This is a genomic window from Pseudomonas sp. DWP3-1-3b3, from assembly GCF_049896305.1.
Classification (GTDB): domain Bacteria; phylum Pseudomonadota; class Gammaproteobacteria; order Pseudomonadales; family Pseudomonadaceae; genus Aquipseudomonas; species Aquipseudomonas azotoformans_A.
This window is the reverse complement of sequence record NZ_JAFCUA010000009.1, coordinates 192,710-213,797: the sequence shown is the minus strand read 5'-3', so window position 1 is coordinate 213,797 and position 21,088 is coordinate 192,710. Positions and strand designations below refer to the sequence as shown.

24 protein-coding genes and 1 tRNA gene are annotated in these 21,088 nt (G+C 58.9%); 21 read left to right on the top strand and 4 right to left on the bottom strand.

Annotated features, from left to right (window positions below; all coding sequences use genetic code 11):
* Positions 1-46 precede the first annotated feature (46 nt).
* The 17 genes from ACP7BX_RS25060 (at position 47) to ACP7BX_RS24980 (ending at position 13,132) form a co-directional block, all read left to right on the top strand.
* Positions 47-379 carry a ribbon-helix-helix domain-containing protein gene (locus tag ACP7BX_RS25060; RefSeq protein WP_269131872.1) on the top strand — a complete coding sequence of 111 codons (333 nt, stop codon included), beginning with the start codon at positions 47-49 and terminating at the stop codon, positions 377-379.
* A 167-nt stretch (positions 380-546) separates the two neighbouring features.
* On the top strand, positions 547-768 hold the full coding sequence (locus ACP7BX_RS25055; RefSeq protein ID WP_010208103.1) for an FmdB family zinc ribbon protein: 222 nt from the start codon (positions 547-549) through the stop codon (positions 766-768).
* 107 nt (positions 769-875) lie between these two features.
* On the top strand, positions 876-2,651 hold the full coding sequence (gene aspS, locus ACP7BX_RS25050) for an aspartate--tRNA ligase (protein ID WP_033898492.1): 1,776 nt from the start codon (positions 876-878) through the stop codon (positions 2,649-2,651).
* A 135-nt stretch (positions 2,652-2,786) separates the two neighbouring features.
* Positions 2,787-3,533: a YebC/PmpR family DNA-binding transcriptional regulator gene (locus ACP7BX_RS25045; RefSeq protein WP_314531074.1), complete on the top strand. Its 747-nt coding sequence runs from the start codon at positions 2,787-2,789 to the stop codon at positions 3,531-3,533.
* Positions 3,534-3,691: 158 nt separating this feature from the next.
* Entirely contained in the window at positions 3,692-4,216 is a 525-nt protein-coding gene (gene ruvC, locus ACP7BX_RS25040) for a crossover junction endodeoxyribonuclease RuvC (RefSeq protein ID WP_016975450.1), read from the top strand.
* A gap of 67 nt (positions 4,217-4,283) precedes the next feature.
* Positions 4,284-4,895 carry a Holliday junction branch migration protein RuvA gene (gene ruvA, locus ACP7BX_RS25035; protein ID WP_314531078.1) on the top strand — a complete coding sequence of 204 codons (612 nt, stop codon included), beginning with the start codon at positions 4,284-4,286 and terminating at the stop codon, positions 4,893-4,895.
* Positions 4,896-5,954, top strand: a complete 1,059-nt coding sequence (gene ruvB, locus ACP7BX_RS25030) for a Holliday junction branch migration DNA helicase RuvB (protein WP_015885611.1) — start codon at positions 4,896-4,898, stop codon at positions 5,952-5,954.
* A 140-nt stretch (positions 5,955-6,094) separates the two neighbouring features.
* Positions 6,095-6,550: a tol-pal system-associated acyl-CoA thioesterase gene (ybgC, locus tag ACP7BX_RS25025; protein ID WP_015885610.1), complete on the top strand. Its 456-nt coding sequence runs from the start codon at positions 6,095-6,097 to the stop codon at positions 6,548-6,550.
* A gap of 1 nt (position 6,551) precedes the next feature.
* The gene (gene tolQ, locus ACP7BX_RS25020) at positions 6,552-7,247 is read left to right on the top strand and encodes a protein TolQ (RefSeq protein WP_015885609.1); all 696 of its coding nucleotides are present in this window, start codon (positions 6,552-6,554) and stop codon (positions 7,245-7,247) included.
* Positions 7,248-7,270: 23 nt separating this feature from the next.
* Positions 7,271-7,723, top strand: coding sequence for a protein TolR (gene tolR / locus ACP7BX_RS25015; RefSeq protein ID WP_161630238.1), 453 nt, complete (start codon positions 7,271-7,273; stop codon positions 7,721-7,723).
* Positions 7,723-8,796: a cell envelope integrity protein TolA gene (gene tolA, locus ACP7BX_RS25010; protein WP_033898485.1), complete on the top strand. Its 1,074-nt coding sequence runs from the start codon at positions 7,723-7,725 to the stop codon at positions 8,794-8,796. Before tolR ends, tolA begins: the two co-directional genes overlap by 1 nt.
* A 17-nt stretch (positions 8,797-8,813) precedes the next feature.
* Positions 8,814-10,094 carry a Tol-Pal system beta propeller repeat protein TolB gene (tolB, locus tag ACP7BX_RS25005; RefSeq protein WP_033898484.1) on the top strand — a complete coding sequence of 427 codons (1,281 nt, stop codon included), beginning with the start codon at positions 8,814-8,816 and terminating at the stop codon, positions 10,092-10,094.
* A 55-nt stretch (positions 10,095-10,149) separates the two neighbouring features.
* Complete coding sequence (gene pal, locus ACP7BX_RS25000) at positions 10,150-10,650, top strand: peptidoglycan-associated lipoprotein Pal (protein WP_003209827.1); 501 nt, start codon at positions 10,150-10,152, stop codon at positions 10,648-10,650.
* A gap of 6 nt (positions 10,651-10,656) precedes the next feature.
* Entirely contained in the window at positions 10,657-11,490 is an 834-nt protein-coding gene (gene ybgF / locus ACP7BX_RS24995) for a tol-pal system protein YbgF (protein ID WP_426130873.1), read from the top strand.
* Between the two features lie 164 nt (positions 11,491-11,654).
* The gene (gene queE, locus ACP7BX_RS24990; protein ID WP_010208116.1) at positions 11,655-12,302 is read left to right on the top strand and encodes a 7-carboxy-7-deazaguanine synthase QueE; all 648 of its coding nucleotides are present in this window, start codon (positions 11,655-11,657) and stop codon (positions 12,300-12,302) included.
* Positions 12,303-12,318: 16 nt separating this feature from the next.
* Positions 12,319-12,993: a 7-cyano-7-deazaguanine synthase QueC gene (gene queC / locus ACP7BX_RS24985; protein WP_028617741.1), complete on the top strand. Its 675-nt coding sequence runs from the start codon at positions 12,319-12,321 to the stop codon at positions 12,991-12,993.
* Positions 12,994-13,056: 63 nt separating this feature from the next.
* Positions 13,057-13,132, top strand: a tRNA-Lys gene (locus tag ACP7BX_RS24980).
* Positions 13,133-13,264: 132 nt separating this feature from the next.
* Here ACP7BX_RS24980 and ACP7BX_RS24975 read toward each other — a convergent pair.
* Positions 13,265-13,873 (bottom strand): helix-turn-helix transcriptional regulator, encoded by a 609-nt coding sequence (locus ACP7BX_RS24975; protein ID WP_426130875.1) that lies wholly within the window; start codon positions 13,871-13,873, stop codon positions 13,265-13,267.
* A 164-nt stretch (positions 13,874-14,037) separates the two neighbouring features.
* Here ACP7BX_RS24975 and ACP7BX_RS24970 point away from each other — a divergent pair, with 164 nt between their 5' ends.
* The 4 genes from ACP7BX_RS24970 (at position 14,038) to nadA (ending at position 18,751) form a co-directional block, all read left to right on the top strand.
* Positions 14,038-14,268: a hexameric tyrosine-coordinated heme protein gene (locus ACP7BX_RS24970; protein ID WP_033902227.1), complete on the top strand. Its 231-nt coding sequence runs from the start codon at positions 14,038-14,040 to the stop codon at positions 14,266-14,268.
* Positions 14,269-14,479: 211 nt separating this feature from the next.
* Positions 14,480-15,766 (top strand): OmpP1/FadL family transporter, encoded by a 1,287-nt coding sequence (locus ACP7BX_RS24965; protein ID WP_177073973.1) that lies wholly within the window; start codon positions 14,480-14,482, stop codon positions 15,764-15,766.
* A 117-nt stretch (positions 15,767-15,883) separates the two neighbouring features.
* Positions 15,884-17,458, top strand: a complete 1,575-nt coding sequence (locus ACP7BX_RS24960) for a lactate dehydrogenase (protein WP_426130878.1) — start codon at positions 15,884-15,886, stop codon at positions 17,456-17,458.
* Between the two features lie 234 nt (positions 17,459-17,692).
* Entirely contained in the window at positions 17,693-18,751 is a 1,059-nt protein-coding gene (gene nadA, locus ACP7BX_RS24955) for a quinolinate synthase NadA (RefSeq protein ID WP_038845978.1), read from the top strand.
* Positions 18,752-18,755: 4 nt separating this feature from the next.
* Here the strand turns inward: nadA and ACP7BX_RS24950 are convergent, their stop codons facing one another.
* From ACP7BX_RS24950 to gcvT, 3 genes are all read right to left on the bottom strand, one after another.
* The gene (locus ACP7BX_RS24950; RefSeq protein WP_122728567.1) at positions 18,756-19,244 is read right to left on the bottom strand and encodes an RDD family protein; all 489 of its coding nucleotides are present in this window, start codon (positions 19,242-19,244) and stop codon (positions 18,756-18,758) included.
* Between the two features lie 95 nt (positions 19,245-19,339).
* Complete coding sequence (locus tag ACP7BX_RS24945) at positions 19,340-19,552, bottom strand: cold-shock protein (protein WP_003365337.1); 213 nt, start codon at positions 19,550-19,552, stop codon at positions 19,340-19,342.
* Between the two features lie 389 nt (positions 19,553-19,941).
* Positions 19,942-21,066, bottom strand: a complete 1,125-nt coding sequence (gene gcvT / locus ACP7BX_RS24940; protein ID WP_426130881.1) for a glycine cleavage system aminomethyltransferase GcvT — start codon at positions 21,064-21,066, stop codon at positions 19,942-19,944.
* Positions 21,067-21,088: the final 22 nt, after the last annotated feature.

Below are 21,088 nucleotides of genomic sequence, written 5' to 3'. Positions count from 1 at the left end.
ATGGGACATCCCATGGGCGGCTGTTTGGCAATGGAGTGTCAGGTGTATGTCACGTGGAGTGGGTAATGGAATCATGGAAACCGGTGGTTTTCATAAAATTAAGGTCGACCCCTTTGCAAAAGGGTTCGACATGGGGCTGGCCAAGCCATTGTCCCGGTCGGTAAGGCTCAACGGGTTTTCCACGTGCCTGCGGCTGGAGCAAATCTATTGGAATATCCTCACGGAAATTGCCAGGATTAACGCCTGTTCGGTCAGTGCGTTGCTGTCCTATGTGGATCGGGAAGTGCACTTGCGTCATGGCGGGGTGAAGAACTTCAGTGGGTTGGTCAGGGTGGTGTGTGTGGTTCACGCCTTGAAAGAACGTGTTCAACCTTCTTAGCCACCGGGCTTCGGGGTCAGCCTTCCTTTGAGGCGGGCAAGGCCCCGGGGCAGAAAGCCGGCTGCGCTGCCTCGATTTACCAGATATAATCCCGCGCTTTGCTGCGCGTGCCGGGTTATCCCGGAGCAGGCGTGGCGCAGTAACGTTCTGATCGCCGAGACATCGCCATGCCCATGTACGACTATCAATGTGCTTCCTGTGGTCATCAGTTGGAAGCCATTCAGAAGATCAGCGCCGCGCCGCTGGTCGATTGCCCGGCCTGCCAAGCCCCGGAGCTCAAGAAAATGTTGTCCATGCCAGGCTTCCGCCTGAGCGGCAGCGGCTGGTACGAGACCGATTTCAAGACCGGCTCGAAGAAGAACCTGGCGGGCGGCGACAAAGCAGACTGAGTTGAACTCTACGCGCAGGCTCCTGCATTATCCGTCCCCTGCTTTAATGTACGGTGACGAGGCAAGCCTCCACCGAATTTCGAATTACGAGAAGTGAAACCACGACCATGATGCGCAGCCACTATTGCGGCCAACTGAACGAGACCCTGGAAGGTCAGGAAATCACCCTTTGCGGATGGGTTCACCGTCGCCGCGACCACGGCGGGGTGATCTTCCTCGACATCCGTGATCGTGATGGTCTGGCCCAGGTGGTGTTCGACCCGGATCGCGCCGAAAGCTTCGCCGCTGCCGACCGCGTGCGCAGCGAATACGTCGTGAAGATCACCGGCAAGGTTCGCCTGCGTCCGGAAGGCGCCGTGAACAAGAACATGGCCTCCGGCGGCATCGAAGTGCTGGGCTACGAGCTGGAAGTGCTGAACGAGTCGGAAACCCCGCCGTTCCCACTCAACGAATACTCCGACGTCGGCGAAGAAACCCGCCTGCGCTATCGCTTCCTGGACCTGCGTCGTCCGGAAATGGCCGAGAAGCTGCGCCTGCGTTCGCGCATGACCACCAGCATCCGCCGCTTCCTCGACGAAAACGGCTTCCTGGACGTTGAAACCCCGATCCTGACCCGGGCCACCCCGGAAGGCGCGCGTGACTACCTGGTGCCGAGCCGTACCCACGCGGGTTCGTTCTTCGCTCTGCCGCAATCGCCGCAACTGTTCAAGCAACTGCTGATGGTGGCCGGCTTCGACCGTTACTACCAGATCGCCAAGTGCTTCCGTGACGAAGACCTGCGCGCCGACCGCCAGCCGGAATTCACCCAGATCGACATCGAGACCAGCTTCCTCGATGAAAAAGAGATCATGGGCCTGACCGAGCAGATGATCCGCAACCTGTTCAAGGAAGTGCTGGACCTGGAGTTCGGCGACTTCCCGCACATGACCTTCGAAGAAGCCATGCGCCGCTACGGTTCCGACAAGCCAGACCTGCGTAACCCGCTGGAACTGGTGGACGTGGCCGACCAACTGAAAGAAGTCGACTTCAAGGTGTTCAGCGGCCCGGCCAACGACCCTAAGTGCCGCATCGCCGCCCTGCGCGTGCCTGGCGGCGCGAGCATGCCGCGCAAGCAGATCGACGACTACACCAAGTTCGTCGGCATCTACGGTGCCAAGGGCCTGGCGTACATCAAGGTCAACGAGCGCGCCAACGGTGTTGAAGGTCTGCAATCGCCGATCGTTAAAAACATCCCGCTGGACAACCTGAACGCGATCCTCGATCGCGTCGGTGCAGTCGACGGCGACATCGTGTTCTTCGGCGCCGACAAAGCCAAGATCGTCAGCGAGGCCCTGGGCGCGCTGCGGATCAAGCTGGGTCACGACCTGAACCTGCTGACCTGTGAATGGGCCCCGATGTGGGTCGTTGACTTCCCGATGTTCGAAGAGAACGACGACGGCAGCTTCAGCGCCTTGCACCACCCGTTCACTGCGCCGAAGTGCTCGCCGGCCGAGCTGGAAGCCAACCCGGCAGGCGCTTTGTCTCGTGCCTACGACATGGTGCTCAACGGCACTGAGTTGGGTGGCGGTTCGATCCGTATCCACCGTAAAGAGATGCAACAAGCGGTGTTCCGCCTGTTGGGCATCAACGAAGCGGAACAGGAAGAGAAATTCGGCTTCCTGCTCGACGCCCTGAAATACGGCGCACCGCCGCACGGTGGCCTGGCGTTCGGCCTGGACCGTCTGGTGATGCTGATGACCGGCGCCCAGTCGATTCGTGAAGTGATCGCCTTCCCGAAAACCCAGAGCGCTGCGGACGTCATGACCCAGGCGCCAGGTGTGGTGGATGCCAAGGCACTGCGCGAACTGCACATCCGCCTGCGCGAGACGCCTAAGGCTGAGTAAGGCTGCTGCGTGAAAGCGCACTGAGGTTTACGCAGTCTAAAAAGGCGCATCTTCGGATGCGCCTTTGCGTTAAAGGACTATTCCTCGCCTGGGGCGGGGGTGATCAAGGTTTCTACAGAATTTCGGAGTTGTGTTATGGCTGGCCATTCCAAGTGGGCGAACATCAAGCACCGCAAAGAGCGTCAGGATGCCAAGAAAGGCAAGATCTTCACCAAGTGGATTCGCGAGCTGACCGTCGCTGCCCGCCAGGGCGGTGGTGACCCCGGCTCCAACCCGCGCCTGCGCTTGGCGTTGGACAAGGCGCTGGGCGCCAACATGAGCCGCGACATCATCGACCGCGCCGTGGCCCGTGGCGCTGGTGCTGCCGACACCGACGACATGGTCGAGCTGAGCTACGAAGGCTACGGCCCCGGCGGCGTGGCGGTGATGGTCGAGTGCATGACCGACAACCGCAACCGCACCGCGGCAGCCGTACGTCATGCGTTCAGCAAGTGCGGTGGCAACCTCGGCACCGACGGTTCGGTGGCTTACCTGTTCGAGCGCAAGGGGCAGATCACCTTTGCACCCGGCACGGATGAAGACGCGCTGATGGAAGCCGCGATGGAGGCAGATGCCGACGACGTGGTGACCAACGAAGACGGCTCCATCGACGTGTTCACCTCGTTCGCCAGCTTCTACGCCGTGCGCAATGCGCTGGAAGCCGCTGGCTTCAAAGGCACCGACGCGGAGATCGTGATGCTGCCGACCACCAGCGCCGAGCTGGACCTGGACGGTGCGCAGAAAGTGCTGAAGATGCTGGATATGCTGGAGGACCTGGATGATGTGCAGAACGTGTATTCCAACGCGGATATCCCGGAAGAAGTCGCTGCACAGCTAGTCTGAAGGATGACGTAGTTCAAACTGTGGGAGCGGGCTTGCTCGCGAATGCGGTGTGTCAGTCGCTGAAAATGTTGGCTGATCCACCGTCTTCGCGAGCAAGCCCGCTCCCACATTGGATCTTCACGGTGTCAAAAATTGTGTTTACTTAACCCGCAGGCGTTATGACTTTAATCCTAGGTATCGACCCCGGTTCGCGCATCACCGGTTTTGGCGTGGTGCAACAGACCCCGCGCGGCTGTGTCTACGTCGCTTCGGGCTGCATCCGCACCGGCGCGGGCGAGTTGGCCGAGCGCCTGCAGATCGTCTATCGCGGCGTGCGTGAAGTGATCCAGACCTACGGACCGGTCACCATGGGCATCGAAAAGGTGTTCATGGCAAAAAATGCCGATTCGGCGTTGAAACTGGGCCAGGCCCGTGGCGCCGCCATCGTGGCGGGAGCGGAGGAGGGCATGGAGATCGCCGAGTACACGGCGACCCAGGTCAAGCAGGCCGTGGTCGGTACGGGGGCGGCGAATAAAGAGCAGGTGCAGATGATGGTCATGCACATGCTCAAGCTCACCTCAAAACCGCAGATCGACGCCTCCGACGCCCTGGCCATTGCCATTTGCCATGCGCACACCCGTTCCAGCTTGCTGCCTCATGGGCTGGGTACGGCACGCAGTCGTGGCGGGCGCCTGCGTCTCTGATAGCATCAGCGCAATCGAAATTTCCGGTCAGGCCATGCGCTGACCCCACGCTTTAAGGATCTGAACCGTGATTGGACGCTTGCGCGGCACCCTGGCTGAGAAACAGCCGCCGCACCTGATTCTGGATGTAAACGGGCTGGGGTATGAGCTTGAAGTGCCCATGACCACCCTGTATCGCCTACCGTCGGTCGGTGAGCCGATTACGCTGCACACCCATTTGGTGGTGCGCGAAGACGCGCAACTACTCTATGGTTTCATCGGCAAGCGCGACCGCGACTTTTTCCGCGAACTGATCCGCCTCAACGGCGTGGGCCCGAAACTGGCCCTGGCGTTGATGTCGAGCCTGGAAGTGGATGAGCTGGTGCGCGCCGTTTCGGCCCAGGACACTTCAGCGCTGACCAAGGTGCCGGGCGTCGGCAAGAAGACCGCCGAGCGCCTGCTGGTGGAACTCAAGGACCGCTTCAAGGCCTGGGAAGTGGTACCGAGCATGTTCGCCCTGGTACCGAACCAGCCGGATATGCCGGCGGGCCAGGCTGCCAGCGCCGAAAGCGATGCCGTCAGCGCGCTGATTTCCCTGGGCTACAAACCACAGGAAGCCAGCAAGGCCGTGTCGGCCATCAAGGACAAGAACCTGAGCAGTGAAGACATGATCCGCCGCGCCCTGAAGGGAATGATTTAAGTGATTGAAGCTGATCGTCTGATTGCAGCCACTGGCCCGCGCGACCGTGAAGAGGTCCAGGACCGCGCCATCCGCCCCCTGAGCCTGGCCGACTACATCGGCCAGCCCACCGTGCGCGAGCAGATGGAGCTGTTCATCCAGGCTGCGCGTGGGCGCAGCGAGTCCCTGGACCACACGCTGATCTTCGGCCCGCCTGGGCTGGGCAAGACCACGTTGGCCAATATCATTGCCCAGGAAATGGGGGTGTCGATCAAATCCACCTCCGGCCCTGTGCTGGAGCGTCCGGGTGATCTGGCGGCGTTGCTGACCAACCTTGAACCCCACGACGTGCTGTTTATCGACGAGATCCACCGGCTCTCGCCAATCGTCGAGGAAGTGCTGTACCCGGCGATGGAGGACTTCCAGCTCGACATCATGATCGGCGAAGGCCCGGCAGCGCGCTCGATCAAGCTCGACCTGCCACCGTTCACCCTGGTGGGCGCCACCACCCGCGCCGGTATGTTGACCAACCCGTTGCGAGACCGTTTCGGCATTGTTCAACGTCTAGAGTTCTATAGCACGGCCGACCTGGCGACCATCGTCAGCCGTTCGGCGGGCATTCTCGGCTTGCCCCTGGACCCGGAAGGCGCGTTTGAAATCGCCCGTCGGGCCCGCGGTACGCCTCGAATTGCCAACCGTTTGCTGCGGCGTGTGCGCGACTTTGCCGAGGTGCGGGCCAAGGGGCACATCACCAAGGCCGTGGCCGACCTGGCGTTGAACCTGCTGGATGTGGATGAGCATGGCTTCGATCACCAGGATCGACGTCTACTCTTGACCATGATCGAGAAGTTCGACGGCGGCCCGGTGGGGGTCGACAGCCTGGCCGCGGCCATCAGTGAGGAGCGTCATACCATTGAGGATGTGCTGGAGCCGTACTTGATCCAGCAGGGTTACATCATGCGTACCCCGAGGGGGCGAGTCGTCACGCGCCACGCCTATCTGCACTTCGGGTTAAACATTCCGTCACGATTGGGCGAGATGCCTGTAGTAGACGAATTCCTCGATGCAGTGGACGATTAAAAGCTTCACGCCAGACGATTTATCCGAGGTTTGTGCTGTCCTAGTGGCTGGTGTCGTCATTCAGTCAGTCAGAAATGTTTCAGACAACGAAAAAACAGTTGCCCAGCCGGATTGGCAACCTGAGGAGTAAGCACTAGAGTATGCGCGCGCAAAACGGGGATCAGTCGTTCGCACATCGCTGTCGCGTTTATTACGAGGACACCGATGCGGGCGGCATCGTGTATTACGTCAACTACCTCAAGTTCATGGAGCGGGCTCGAACCGAGCGGCTACGGGAGCTGGGCTTTGCCCAATCCCAGCTGGCAGGGGAGGACCTGTTATTCGTCGTGCATTCCAGCGAGGCGCGGTATCACGCGCCGGCGCGGCTGGACGACGAGTTGTTGGTCAGCGCTGAAGTAATCGAATTGAACCGTGTCAGCCTGCGTTTCAAGCAGCAGGTCAGGCGGGCAACGGATGCAACGCTGCTCTGTGAGGGGCAGTTCCTGGTGGCCTGTGTGCGCACCAATAGTTTGAAACCCCGGGCCATTCCCGAAGCTCTACGTGCGGCCTTTGCCGACGTAAGCGGCGCGGGTAAACAATCAAAGCAGGAGATTTAGCGTGGAACCTACCGTCGTCGACCATTCCTCCATGTGGAGCCTGGTCAGCAATGCCAGTGTTGTGGTTCAACTGGTCATGCTGACCCTGGTAGCCGCATCGGTTACCTCTTGGGTCATGATTTTTCAGCGCAGCAACCTGCTGCGTGCCGGTCGACGTGCCTTGGAGAGCTTTGAAGAGCGCTTCTGGTCGGGTATCGATCTGTCCAAGCTGTACCGCCAGGCTGGCAGCAACCCAGACCCGGATTCGGGCGTCGAGCAAATCTTCCGCGCCGGTTTCAAGGAATTCTCCCGCCTGCGCCAGCAGCCTGGTGTTGACCCGGAAGCGGTCATGGAAGGCGTGGCCCGTGCCATGCGTGTCGCCATTTCCCGCGAAGAAGAGAAGCTTGAGCAAAGCTTGCCGTTTCTTGCCACCGTCGGTTCCGTGAGCCCGTACATCGGCCTGTTCGGTACCGTGTGGGGCATCATGAACTCCTTCCGTGGCCTGGCCCAGGCCCAGCAAGCGACCCTGGCCACCGTGGCTCCAGGTATTGCCGAAGCCCTGATCGCCACCGCGATCGGCCTGTTCGCTGCTATCCCCGCAGTAATTGCCTATAACCGTTTTGCCGCCACCAGCGAAACGTTGATCGGCCGTTACTACACCTTCGCCGACGAATTCCAGGCGATCCTGCACCGTAAAGTGCACACCAGCGAAGAATAAGCAGGTAATTCCCAATGGCTTTAATCGCTCGAGCTCGCAAAAAGCGCAAGCCGGTCGCCGAGATGAACGTAGTGCCTTACATCGACGTGATGCTGGTGCTGCTGGTTATCTTCATGGTGACCGCGCCGATGCTCAATCAGGGCGTGAAGGTTGATCTGCCCAAGGTTTCCAGCGAAGCCTTGCCGCAAGACAACAACACCCAGGTCCTGACCATTTCGATCAAGGCTGACAAGACCTATTACTGGAACCTTGGCAGCGAAGTCGATACCCAAAAACAGCAGGACAAGGCCATGACCTTGCCGCAGATGACCGACGCGGTGACCAAGATCATTCGCTCTGGCAATGAAGGCGGCAAGCACACCCAAGTCTTCATTCGCGGCGACAAAGTGGTCGACTATGGCTCTGTCATGGGCGCCATGGGCGGACTGCAGAAGGCCGGCGTGGGTAACGTTGGCTTGATTACCGAGGCGCCCTGATGCAGCAACAGCGAGAGCCGTCCGCCTCGGAAAGCTTCTTCTGGCCTAGCGTCTGGGCAATTGCCCTGCACGTCCTGGTGTTTGGCATGCTGTTCGTCAGCTTTGCCATGACCCCGGACCTGCCGCCAGCCAAGCCGATCGTGCAGGCGACCCTGTATCAGCTGAAATCGAAAAGTCAGGCCACCACCCAGACCAATCAGAAGATTGCGGGTGAGGCCCAGAAGTCGGCTGCGCGCCAGACTGAAGTCGAACAGATGGAACAGAAGAAGGTCGAGCAGGAAGCGGTGAAGGCTGCTGCGGAACAAAAGAAAGAAGAGGCGGCTCAAAAGGCCGAGGAATCGAAAAAGGCTGACGAAGCGAAGAAAGCGGACGAGGCGAAAAAGGCTGATGAAGCCAAGAAAGCCGAGAAAGCTGCCGAAGCCAAAAAGGCCGAAGAGAAACAATTGGCTGATATAGCCAAGAAGAAGTCTGAAGAAGAAGCCAAGAAGGCTGCTGAAGAAGAGGCCAAGAAAAAGGCCGCTGAAGACGCCAAGAAGAAAATAGTCGAAGACGCGAAGAAGAAAGCCGCCGAAGACGCCAAGAAAAAAGCTGAAGCAGACGAGGCGAAGAAAAAAGTCGCCGACGACGCGAAGAAGAAAGCTGCCGCCGATGCCCAGAAGAAAAAGGCCCAGGAAGCAGCGCGCAAATCCGCCGAAGAGAAAAAGGCCCAGGCCTTGGCAGACTTGCTCTCCGACACGCCGCAGCGTCAGCAAGCCTTGGCCGATGAACGTGGCGATGAAGTTGCGGGCAGTTTCGACGACCTGATTCGGGCGCGGGCAGCAGAGGGTTGGACACGTCCACCTTCGGCACGTAAAGGCATGACAGTAGTGCTGCAGATCGGCATGTTGCCGGACGGTACGGTGACTTCGGTCAGCGTGTCCAAGTCCAGTGGTGACGGTTCGTTCGACAGTTCGGCGGTTGCCGCGGTCAAGAATATTGGCCGGTTGACCGAGATGCAGGGAATGAAACCAAGCGACTTCGCTCCCTATCGTTCATTCAAGATGACATTCACACCTGAGGATCTAGCCTTGTGAGAAACCTTCTTCGAGGAATGCTTGTCGTTATTTGCTGTATGGCAGGGATAGCGGCGGCGGATGAAAAGAACATCCTGGTCACCAGCGGTAGCGATCGGGCCACCCCGATCGCGGTAGTACCGTTCGGTTGGCAAGGCGGCAGCGTGCTGCCGGACGACATGGCCCAGATCGTCAGCGACGACCTGCGCAACTCCGGTTACTACGCACCGATTCCAAAAGGCAACATGATCAGCCAGCCAAACCAGGCCAGCGAAGTCGTGTTCCGTGACTGGAAAGCGGTAGGCGCGCAGTACCTGATGGTCGGCAACATCACGCCGGCCGGTGGTCGTCTGCAAATCACCTACACCTTGTTCAACGTGGCGACCGAGCAGCAGGTTCTGACCGGCAGCGTGTCGGGCACGGCCGAGCAGATCCGCGACATGGCCCACTACATCTCGGACCAGTCGTTTGAAAAACTCACCGGTATCAAGGGTGCTTTCTCGACGCGTCTGCTGTACGTAACGGCTGAACGTTTCTCCGTAGACAACACTCGTTACACTTTGCAGCGTTCGGACTACGACGGTGCGCGGGCTGTGACTTTGCTGCAATCGCGTGAGCCAATCCTGTCGCCGCGCTTCGCGCCGGACGGCAAGCGTATTGCCTACGTGTCCTTCGAACAGAAGCGTCCGCGTATCTTCGTCCAGCACATCGATACTGGCCGTCGTGAGCAGATCACCAACTTCGAAGGCCTCAACGGTGCACCGGCCTGGTCTCCGGATGGTTCGCGCCTGGCGTTTGTACTGTCCAAAGATGGCAACCCGGATATCTACGTGATGAACATGGCTTCGCGCCAGATCACTCGCGCAACCAGCGGCCCGGGCATCAACACCGAACCGTTCTGGGGCAAGGATGGTTCGACCATCTACTTCACCTCTGACCGCGGCGGCAAGCCACAGGTCTACAAGGCGAACGTGAATGGTGGTGGGGCAGAACGCGTTACTTTTATCGGTAACTACAACGCCAACCCTAAACTTTCGGCCGATGAAAAGACGTTGGTGATGATTCACCGTCAGGATGGTTTCACTAATTTCCGGGTTGCGGCCCAGGATTTGCAGCGTGGAACCGTAAAAATCCTCACAGATACCAACCTTGATGAGTCAGCCACTGTTGCGCCCAACGGCACCATGGTAATCTACGCCACCCGCCAGCAGGGCCGGGGAGTCTTGATGCTCGTGTCCATTAATGGCCGCGTAAGGCTCCCACTTCCTACCGCACAAGGCGAAGTCAGAGAACCATCCTGGTCCCCTTACCTGAACTGACGCGGCGCTACAAAAAGAAGTACTTAACACACTGGGGTTCATTAGGAGTTTCACGATGGAAATGCTGAAGTTTGGTAAGTTTGCTGCTCTGGCTCTGGCTCTGTCCGTAGCCGTTGGTTGCTCGTCTAAAGGCGGCGACAATGCCGGTGAAGGCGCAGCTGTTGATCCAAACGCTGGTTACGGCGCTAACACTGGTGCGGTTGACGGCTCCCTGAGCGAAGAAGCTGCTCTGCGCGCTATCACCACTTTCTACTTCGAATACGACAGTTCGGACCTGAAACCAGAAGCCATGCGCGCTCTGGACGTTCACGCGAAGGACCTGAAAGCTAACGGCGCTCGCGTTGTTCTGGAAGGTAACACTGACGAACGTGGTACTCGTGAGTACAACATGGCACTGGGCGAGCGTCGTGCGAAAGCCGTTCAGCGCTACCTGGTACTGCAAGGTGTTGCTCCAGGCCAACTGGAACTGGTTTCCTACGGTAAAGAGCGTCCAGTTGCTACTGGCCACGACGAGCAGTCCTGGGCTCAAAACCGTCGCGTCGAACTGCGTAAGTAATTCGTCATGCGAACGTGCCGTCGTGCTCTAACTGTATTGGCTCTCAGCCTCGCACCGCTTGCGGTGTGGGCTGCGGTTCCTGTGGAAGATAGCAACTCTGGCTATAACAATAGCGGGAGCAGTTATCCGCCAGCGGGTTATGGCACGAACGGCGCCTATGCGGGGGGAGCGGCTACGTCCGCTCCCTCGGCACAGGGCGAACTGTTCAACCAGCTGCAACGCATGCAGGATCAACTGGCGCAGCAACAAGGCACCATTGAAGTACTGCAAAACCAAGTGAACCAGCTGAAGCAAGAAGGCCTGGAGCGTTACCAGGATCTTGATCGACGCATTGGAGCCGGCGTTCAACCTGCCGCAACTCCTGATAATTCTTCTGCCGGTGGCGCGCCTAGCGCTGCTGCCGGTGGTGCAGCAGCAGGGGCGGCTGCCAGCCAAGCCCCTGCCGCGAGCAGCGAACCGGGTGATCCGGCGAAGGAAAAGCTGTATTACGATGCAGCCTTCGACCTGATCAAAGCCAAGGATTTCGATAAGGCCAGCCAGGCATTTACCGCTTTCCTGCGCAAATACCCGAACAGCCAGTACGCGGGCAATGCCCAATACTGGTTGGGTGAAGTCAACCTGGCCAAGGGTGATCTACAGGGCGCGGGCCAGGCATTTGCCAAGGTCAGCCAGCTGTACCCCAAGCACGCCAAGGTGCCGGATTCACTGTACAAACTCGCTGACGTAGAACGCCGCCTGGGTCATACCAACAAGGTCAAAGGCATTCTGCAGCAGGTTGTGGCCCAGTATCCGGGGACATCCGCTGCTCAGTTGGCCCAGCGGGATCTGCAGCGCTTGTAAGCGATGCAGCCCGTTTAGAAGAAACCCGCGCCTGGCGCGGGTTTTTTCGTTAGAATCCACGCCCTTTTATGAAACACGCTTTTTGGGGCCTGCGCGTTGGCGGGGTTCCTTTAAGTGCCTGACGGAGGCGGACAGCCTGTTTAGCTGTTACGCCCGTGGCGACTATGCAAGACACATTACGAATTACCGAAGTCTTTTACTCGTTGCAGGGTGAAACGCGAACGGCTGGCCTGCCCACAGTATTTGTGCGCCTGACCGGTTGCCCCCTGCGTTGCCAATACTGCGACAGCGCCTACGCCTTCAGTGGCGGCACGGTGCGCACCCTCGATGACATTCTGGAGCAGGTCGCCGGCTATAAGCCGCGCTACGTCTGTGTGACCGGCGGCGAGCCGTTGGCCCAGCCCAATGCCATCCCGTTGCTCAAGCAGCTGTGTGATGCCGGCTACGAGGTTTCCCTGGAGACCAGTGGCGCCCTGGACATCTCCGCGGTCGACCCCCGTGTCAGCCGCGTGGTCGACCTCAAGACCCCCGACTCCAAGGAAGCGCACCGTAACCGCTACGAGAACATCGAGCTGCTGACGGCCAACGACCAGGTCAAGTTCGTCATTTGTTCCCGCGACGACTACGACTGGGCGAACTCCAAGCTGATTCAATACGGGCTGGACCGCCGCGCAGGCGAAGTGCTGTTCTCGCCAAGCCACCATGACCTGAATGCACGCGACCTCGCCGATTGGGTGGTTGCAGACAACCTACCGGTGCGCCTGCAATTGCAGTTGCATAAATACCTTTGGAACGACGAGCCAGGACGCTGATATGACTGAACACACAATGGATCAAAAACGCGCGGTAATCCTGCTGTCCGGCGGCCTCGACTCCGCCACCGTGGTGGCCATGGCCCAGGCGCAAGGCTACAGCTGCTACACCATGAGCTTCGACTACGGCCAGCGTCACCGCGCCGAGCTGAATGCCGCCGCGCGTGTCGCCCGTGAGATGGGCGTGGTCGAGCACAAAGTGATTGGCCTGAACCTCAACGGCATCGGCGGCTCCGCGCTGACCGACAGCAGCATCGACGTGCCGGAAGCACCTAGCGAAGGCATCCCGGTGACCTACGTGCCGGCACGCAACACCGTGTTCCTGTCCCTGGCCCTCGGCTGGGCAGAAGTGCTCAACGCCCGCGACATCTTCATCGGCGTCAACGCAGTGGATTACTCCGGTTACCCGGACTGCCGCCCAGAGTTCGTCGAGTCGTTCGAGCGCATGGCCAACCTGGCGACCAAAGCCGGTGTAGAAGGGCAGGGTTTCCGCATCCTGGCGCCGCTGCAAAACCTGAGCAAGGCCGATATCGTCAAGGCTGGTGTAGGACTTGGCGTAGATTATTCGCTGACTGTTTCCTGCTATCAGGCAGACGATGACGGCCGTGCTTGTGGGAAATGCGACAGCTGCCGACTGCGTGCAGAAGGCTTCCAAGCGGCCGGAATTACTGACCCAACGCGTTATTTCTGATTTATTTCAAATAAGGTGTTGAATAATCCTTAGAAATCAGTATTATACGCGCCACCACACAGCGGGTCGTTAGCTCAGTTGGTAGAGCAGTTGGCTTTTAACCAATTGGTCGTAGGTTCGAATCCCACACGACCCACCATTTTTGGCGGTTTAGAAAATCCGGAAGGCCCACGCAAGTGAGGATTTCCGGGTTTTTTTTTGCCTGTTCGAAACGTCAAAGGCCCCGGCTCGTGAAGAGTCCGGGGCCTTTTTTATTTCTCGGGAAATCCTGTCAGGCGCTGTGCTCAATAAAGTACTGACAAATCAGCCGATCCTCCCGCAAGCACTGTTCGCTCGCCGGCATCCCGGTGGCTTCGGAAAAGAACGCGGCCATCGCCCTGCACACACACTGTTCTTCACGCACCACGCTGCCCACTGGGCAGGTGAAGTTGCGCACCATCACACCACCTTCCTGGGGCACCGCCTCGGTACTCGCGCCCAAGGCGTCGGCGGCGGTCATGGCCGCACGCAAGCCGCTGTCAAAATCCACGGGGTTGGCCAGGCCAGCGCGTTGGGCCAACTGGCGGCCGGTTTGTTCCAGCACATCACCCAGCTCGTCGACGTTGTAGCGGTCCTTCAGAGTAGCCAGCAATTGCGTGAGTAGAATTTGATAAGCCGTTGAGGTGACATCTTCGCTGCCCGGTGCGGCTTCGAAGATCACGGGAGGCTTGCCCACAGTGTTAGGCGGACGGATCTTGCTGCGGCGCACCAACCCCTCCGACTCCAACTGTTTGAGCTGCACGATCACGGCATTGCGGGTCACGGCCAGAAGCTCGCAGAGCTGCACCACGGTCAGTGGCTCGCGCTGGAGAAGCTGCAGGATGTCACTTTTGGTACTCACGGGCGGTCAGGTTCGCTGGCGATTGGGAGGGGCGAGTATAGCGTCATCAAATCCAGTTCACGGAACAAAAAACAATAAAGACAACAAATATTGTCAATATAGCTCGACAGTGATTAGAATCCTCTGCGCCATCGCACTGTGCGATCTAAAAAAGGAAATGCCTGATGAGTCTGATACCCAACAATTCACTGGTCACCGCAACCCCCGAAGAGGGGCGCGAGCTGGCTATCAAAATGGCGCGGCTGGTGATCAAGGCTACCCAACCCGATGAAGCGGTACGCGGTCGCTTGCGCGATGTGTATGCCAATGACGCGGCAATGCTGATCAGCATTGGCCATGTGGTCGCGACGGAATTTGCGACGATTGCGGCGGCGAATAAATACTGGAACGTGTAGGGCGACCCGGCAGCCAGCGGTCTCTGTTGGCTGCCTGGAACTGTCCGGTCATAACCAGGTTGAAAGGTCTGAAAAAGACGCGATAAAACAGCAGAAGTCTCTGATATACATAGGATTGTCCGACAATCCGCCGCATGAAAAACTCTTCATAAACCCCTCGCTCGAACGTTGGTAGCTTCCTCGTCGCTGCCCCACAATTCGAGTCCTAATAATGAATAACAAAACTCTTAAAGGCGCCTTGGCGCTCGCCGTTTCCCTTGCCTCAACCCCGCTGTTCGCCGGTGGTTTCGCGCTCAATGAACAAAGTATCAGTTCAATGGGCACGGGCTATGCCGGTCGCTCCTCATCGGCCGAAGACGCCAGTACCGTATTCGGCAACCCCGCCGGTATGTCTCGCCTGAAGCAGAATGAAGTCAGCCTTGGTGCGACTTACCTCGATGCCAAAACCGATATCAAGAACGCCAGTTCCTCGCAGTTCGGTGCCGACAATCCAGGCACCAACAAGGGCGATATGGTGCCCGGTATTGCCGTGCCGATGGGCTACCTGGTCACGCCCATTGATGAGCACTGGGCGTTCGGCCTGGGCATCTATGCACCGTTCGGCCTGGTGACTGACTATGAGCACAGCTTCCAGGGCAATGGCTTCGGCAACAAGAGCAAGGTTTCGGTCATCACCGTGCAGCCGACGGTCAGCTATGCCTTCAACGACAAGGTGTCGGTAGGCTTCGGCCCGACCTTCAACCGCATCAGTGGCGAGCTGGATTCCAATGTGCCGCTGGGTGGCGGAGCCGGCGAAAGCGTGAAGGTCAAAGGCGACGACAACGCCACCGGGTTCAACGCCGGTATCCTGGTGCAACCCCTCGAAAGTACGCGTATCGGCGTGACCTACCACTCGCAGGTGGTGTACCACCTCACCGGCAAGACCCACGCCTCCGGGGTGATTTCCGATGCCTTTGACGGTGGCCCGCAGCGTTATGACGCCAGTTTGAACGTGACCACGCCGTCCTCGGTGGATTTCTCGGTCACCCATCAACTGAATGACGACTGGACCCTCTACCTCGGCAGCACCTACACCCGTTGGAGCCAGTTGAAGAAGATCACCATCAACAACGACGGCGTGTCCGACCTTACCGCTCAGTTCGGCGGCCTGGGCTCGATCACCGAGCAACAACACTGGCATGACACCTGGTCCCATGCCATCGGCGCGGCGTACCGGGTCAATAAACAACTGGTACTACGGACCGGTTTCTCGGTGGATCAGACGCCGACCAACAACACCGACCGTTCCGTGCGGATTCCTACGGGGGATCGCACTGTTTTCAGCCTGGGCGCCGGCTGGACGCCCGTCGACAACCTGACGTTCGATGTGGCGTATTCCTACCTCAAGGAGGAGCCGATCAAGGTCCATCAGAACCTTTCCCAGGTGGGGCTGACCTACGATGCCAAGTATGAAAACAGCGCCAATGGGTTCGGTGGATCGGTGACTTACCGGTTCTGATTTTCGCAAAACCGCAAGGAGCCAGCTTTCTGGCATGGCTCTTTGCTATCTACGTGCTGTCAATCGATCGAAGTCTTGGTTAAATTGAGCATTGTCCAGCTCAAGACAGGGATCGTCATGACCACGCTTTCGCCTATTAATACTGGCAATACGCTTATCGCCCGTCCGACAGAAACGCCGCCTGCAACCCTGACGCACAACGTTGAAGTCAGCCTGAAGAGGCCCTCTGCAGTCGTCAGCCTGGGCAACGTCGTCTCCGATACGCTTTCCGACACCTATTCCCGTCGCGGACAATTACCGGGTCAAGAAACCGTGCGTGCCTGGGAAAGTGACAGCCAGGACGCGCTCAGCAAATCGCTCAACGCCAACTTCAATTCGCGGTCGACGGCCAACCGCTTCAGTGGCTTGGGCGCCGGCCTGATTGCGCAGTTCGCCAAGGGCGGGGCAGCGGTTTCCCAGTCGGTGATGTTCGCGAGTGCCGACCGCGCGGCGAACGCGGGTGAAATCAAAGTTGATCAGGGTCTGCTGCACACCAAGGCCGACAATTTGATCAGCCTCAGCATCAAGACCGCCAGCGGCAAGACTGTCACCTTCAGCCTCTCGAGCCAGACTGATGGCCTGGGTGTGCAAGCGACGGTAGACGGTGGCACCTTGACCGATGAGGAGCTCAAGGCCGTCGGCAAACTGGGCAGCGCCTTCCAGTCTGCCGTGGATGGGTTGACGGCAATGCCACCGAAGCTCGACCTGAGCCAACTGACGCAGTTTGACACCAAGCTGCTGGCGTCGGCGGACCTCAATGCCAAGTTCAAATCCCTGGACGGTCAGGACCTGAGCCTGGCCTTCCATGCCGATAGCCAAAGCCGCACCACCCGCATGAGTGGCCCGCTCGGCGAGCTGAACCTGGCCGTCGACCTGAAAAACGCTGCGATCCTCGGCAACGCCAAACAACAAGCCAAGGCCCTGCAAAGCTATCTCGCCCAATTCGACCGGGCGCAGGAGCGCGGCAGTGCCAAGCCAGAGCTGATGGCGATGTTCAAAGACGCCTTCAGCGCCATGAACAGCCATTATCCACAGGGCGTTACCCTGCCCGAAGCGTTGACACGCAATTCGACTGACCAAGGCTTGCTGACCGGTTTGGCGGACTTCAAGGCATCCATCAAACAGGCCAGCGAATCGCCTAACCCGATGCGCCCGTCTGAGGTGGACAGCTTCGCCTACGAGGTCTCGCAAAAGACCCGCGTTGGCGGCAACAGCCTGTTGGATCGCAGTGTCAGCCAGGACCAGCAGTCGAGCCTCTCCGCGAGTTTCCATAAAGGGCTCAAGGGCGGCAAAGCGCCTGCCCTGGACGGCAATGCAGAGTCGCAGAATTATCGCTACGTACAAGTGCAGGACAAGGCCAGCAGTTCGGCCAAGCTCTCCTACAAGGACGGCCTGCTGGCCAGTGCAACCCTCGATCAAAGTGCCAGCCAGAACACCCGCACGCAGCAATATGTGATGGGCAAGTTGGTGGAAGACACCACGGTGCCGAAAGAGGCGTCGGTCAAGCGCGACTATCTGGTGTTGCTCGAATACGCGGCCAAGGAAAGCAAGAAGTCCAAGGATGCGCTGGAGGAGTCCACTGTGAAGGAAGCCCTGGCCAGTCTGCATGCTTCGGTAATGTTGCAGGAAGATCCGTCCGCACTGGCACGTTGACGCGGCTGTAAAAAAGGCGTCTCCAGTGATGGAGGCGCCTTTTTTTTGCCCGGCAGACGCACCGACGAATGCCAGATTAGGCTTTTGAAACCCTTGGATATTCTGTAGCCTTGCGCAGCTTCACCTTAACCCGTGCTTGATGAACACAATCACTTCGTCCGGCGGCGCCCGAAGGGCTCCAGAGCCGGTGGTACACTCGACTTTCGCGCAACTGCGCCTGCAGGTCTTGCGAACATGACGCAAATTTCCGAACGCCTTCTGGTTCAAGCCCACCTCGACGCCAAGCAGCCCAAGGCCCTCAGCGCCGCTGAAGAGGCGAACCTGCGTACCGCCATCGCCGCCGAGCTCAAGGCTCAAGACGCTGTGCTGGTCGCCCACTTCTACTGTGACCCGGTGATCCAGGCCCTGGCCGAAGAAACCGGCGGCTGCGTCTCCGACTCCCTGGAAATGGCTCGCTTCGGCGCTGCCCACCCGGCCAAGACCGTATTGGTCGCTGGTGTGCGTTTCATGGGCGAGACCGCCAAGATCCTCACCCCCGAAAAGCGCATCCTCATGCCGACCCTGGAAGCCACGTGTTCCCTGGACCTGGGTTGCCCGGTGGAAGAGTTTTCAGCGTTCTGCGACCAACATCCCGAGCGCACCGTGGTGGTGTACGCCAACACCTCGGCGGCGGTCAAAGCCCGGGCGGATTGGGTGGTGACATCCAGTTGCGCATTGGAAATCGTCGAAAGCCTGATGGACAACGGCGAAACGATTATCTGGGGCCCGGACAAGCATCTGGGCACCTACATCCAGCGCCAGACCGGTGCCGACATGCTGCTGTGGGACGGTGCCTGCATCGTCCACGAAGAGTTCAAGTCCAAGCAGCTTGAAGACATGAAGGCGCTGTACCCGGATGCAGCGATTTTGGTGCACCCAGAGTCGCCGACCTCGGTGATTGAACTGGCGGATGCCGTAGGTTCGACCAGCCAATTGATTGCTGCCGCTCAGCGCCTGCCGAACAAAACCTTCATCGTCGCCACCGACCGCGGCATTTTCTACAAGATGCAGCAGCTGTGCCCGGACAAAGTCTTTGTCGAGGCGCCTACCGCTGGCAATGGCGCGGCGTGCCGCAGTTGCGCACATTGCCCGTGGATGGCGATGAACACGCTGGAGCGCACGCTGCAGTGCCTGCGCGAGGGCAGCAACGAGATCTTCGTCGAGCCATCAGTGATCCCGCAGGCCGTGCGCCCGCTCAAGCGCATGCTCGATTTCACTCAGGCTGCCCGCCTGAAACTGGCCGGTAACGCCTGAGTCGTTACTTTTTCTGTTTGGGGATGCGAACCAGCTGGCTGTCGGAATAGATGTCATGCCAGCTGCGTTTGCGCTTATCAACCAGCGACCAGATAAACCCCAGCCCCACGCACAACCACGACGCAATCGACACCACAAAGCGCAACAGCGCCTGCCACAGGCTGATCCGTGAGCCATCGGCATTCTGCACGCGCACGCCCCACACCTGCATGCCCAGGGTCTGCCCGGAATGGGTCCAGAACTTGGCAAAAAAACCGAACAGCACGAACAGCAGAATCGTCGACAGCAATGGGTCGCCGTCCAGCGCGCCGGATTCGGTGAGGGTGCGCATTTTCGCTTCACCGACAAACGCGATCCAGATCAGCTTGTAGATGAACGCGGTAACGATCAGCAGGGCAGTGCACAATAGAAAGTCATAGAACATCGCTGCCAGGCGACGGCCCAGGCCAACGGCGGGAAATTCGCCTTGAGGGCTCAGCAGGGGTTTTGACATGGCAGGGCTCTCTTGTGAAAAAAGCCATTTTACGAGCAAACGCACATAAAAAAGCCCCTGATGTCACCATCAGGGGCTTTTTGTCGCAGGAGGGATCAACCTTCCGCTTGTACTTCGTCAGCCTGCATGCCTTTTTGGCCTTGCACAGCAACGAACGTCACTTTCTGGCCTTCTTTCAGGCTCTTGAAGCCGTTGCCCTGAATAGCGCGGAAATGCACGAACAGATCCGGACCGCTTTCTGGAGTGATAAAACCAAACCCTTTCTCGTCGTTAAACCACTTGACGGTACCGCTCTGACGTTCAGCCATTTTCTTATTTCCTTGACGCTAAAAATTAATGACAGCCCCTTTCGCAGGAAAGAGTACTGGGCTGGGTTGCAGGAAAGTAAGAGACGTCGAACGGGTTGTAGCTAAGTTTGGCTACTGCCCAGGTCCAGGTTCCAAGCGACCCATGCAAACACAGTGGGCAAACTCTACGCCAACTAATAGAGAAAAAACAAGCCCTGCCAAAAGCCCAGGTTTTGCTGGGGCTTATGACACTTGGGTGAATGTTCTGGATCCGACTTATTCGATAGAGTTGGTCACTTGTTATAGCTTGATCCCTATAAAAAAGACTATCGAGAGTGCACTGTTTTATGGCGATTGCGTTACAAATTAGTGCGCGTTAACGCAATCGCGTTACTTATAGAAACAGTCAATCAACCACGGTAGTAACGTTGCGGCACAAATGGCATTTTACTTACACGTAGTGGCACCTTTTTCCCACGTACCAACGCAGAGACTTCGGTATCCAGTGCGGTGAAGGCGCTGTCCAGGTAACCCATGGCCAGTGGGCCGCCGAGGGTCGGACCGAAACCGCCGCTGCACACACTGCCGATCTCGGTGCCGTCCGCGTCGACGATTTCTGCGCCTTCACGCACCGGCGTGCGTTCTTGCGGCAACAGGCCTACACGTTTGCGGTTCACACCGGTTTGCTGCTGGGTGAAGATTTTGTCGGCACCCGGGAAGCCGCCGGCACGGGCTCCGTCGGCACGACGGGCCTTGGAGATCGCCCACAGCAGGCTGGCTTCGATCGGTGTGGTGTCGGTGTTCATGTCATGGCCGTACAGGCACAGGCCGGCTTCCAGGCGCAGCGAGTCGCGGGCACCCAGGCCGATGGCCTGTACTTCGGTCTCGGCCAGCAGGCTGCGCGCGAGGCTTTCGGCATTGGCGGCGGGCACGGAGATTTCAAAGCCGTCTTCGCCGGTGTAGCCCGAGCGGCTGACGTAGCAGTCCACGCCCAGCAGGCGCAGCGTGGCGAACTGCATGAAGGTCATCTTGGTGACTTCCGGTGCCAGGCGCGCCAGTACCTTCACCGCCGCCGGACCTTGCAGGGCCAGCAGTGCGCGCTCTTCGAACAGCGGCTCAATGGTGCACTGGTCGCCGAGATGCTGGCGCAGGTGGGCCAGGTCCTGGTCCTTGCAGGCGGCGTTGACCACTAGGAACAGTTCGTCGTTACCCAGGTTGGCCACCATCAGGTCATCGAGAATACCGCCCTGGTCGTTGGTGAACATCGCGTAGCGCTGCATACCCACCGGCAGGTCGATGATGTCGACCGGCACCAGGGTTTCCAAGGCCTTGGCGGCATTGGCGCCGGTGAGGCGGATCTGGCCCATGTGGGACACGTCGAACAGCCCGGCCTGATCACGGGTGTGCAGGTGTTCCTTCATCACGCCCAACGGGTATTGCACCGGCATGTCGTAGCCGGCGAAGGGCACCATGCGCGCGCCGAGTTCGATGTGCAGGGCGTGCAGAGGGGTTTTCAACAGGGTTTCGGTGGACATATTCAGCTCCTGAAAAACGTGC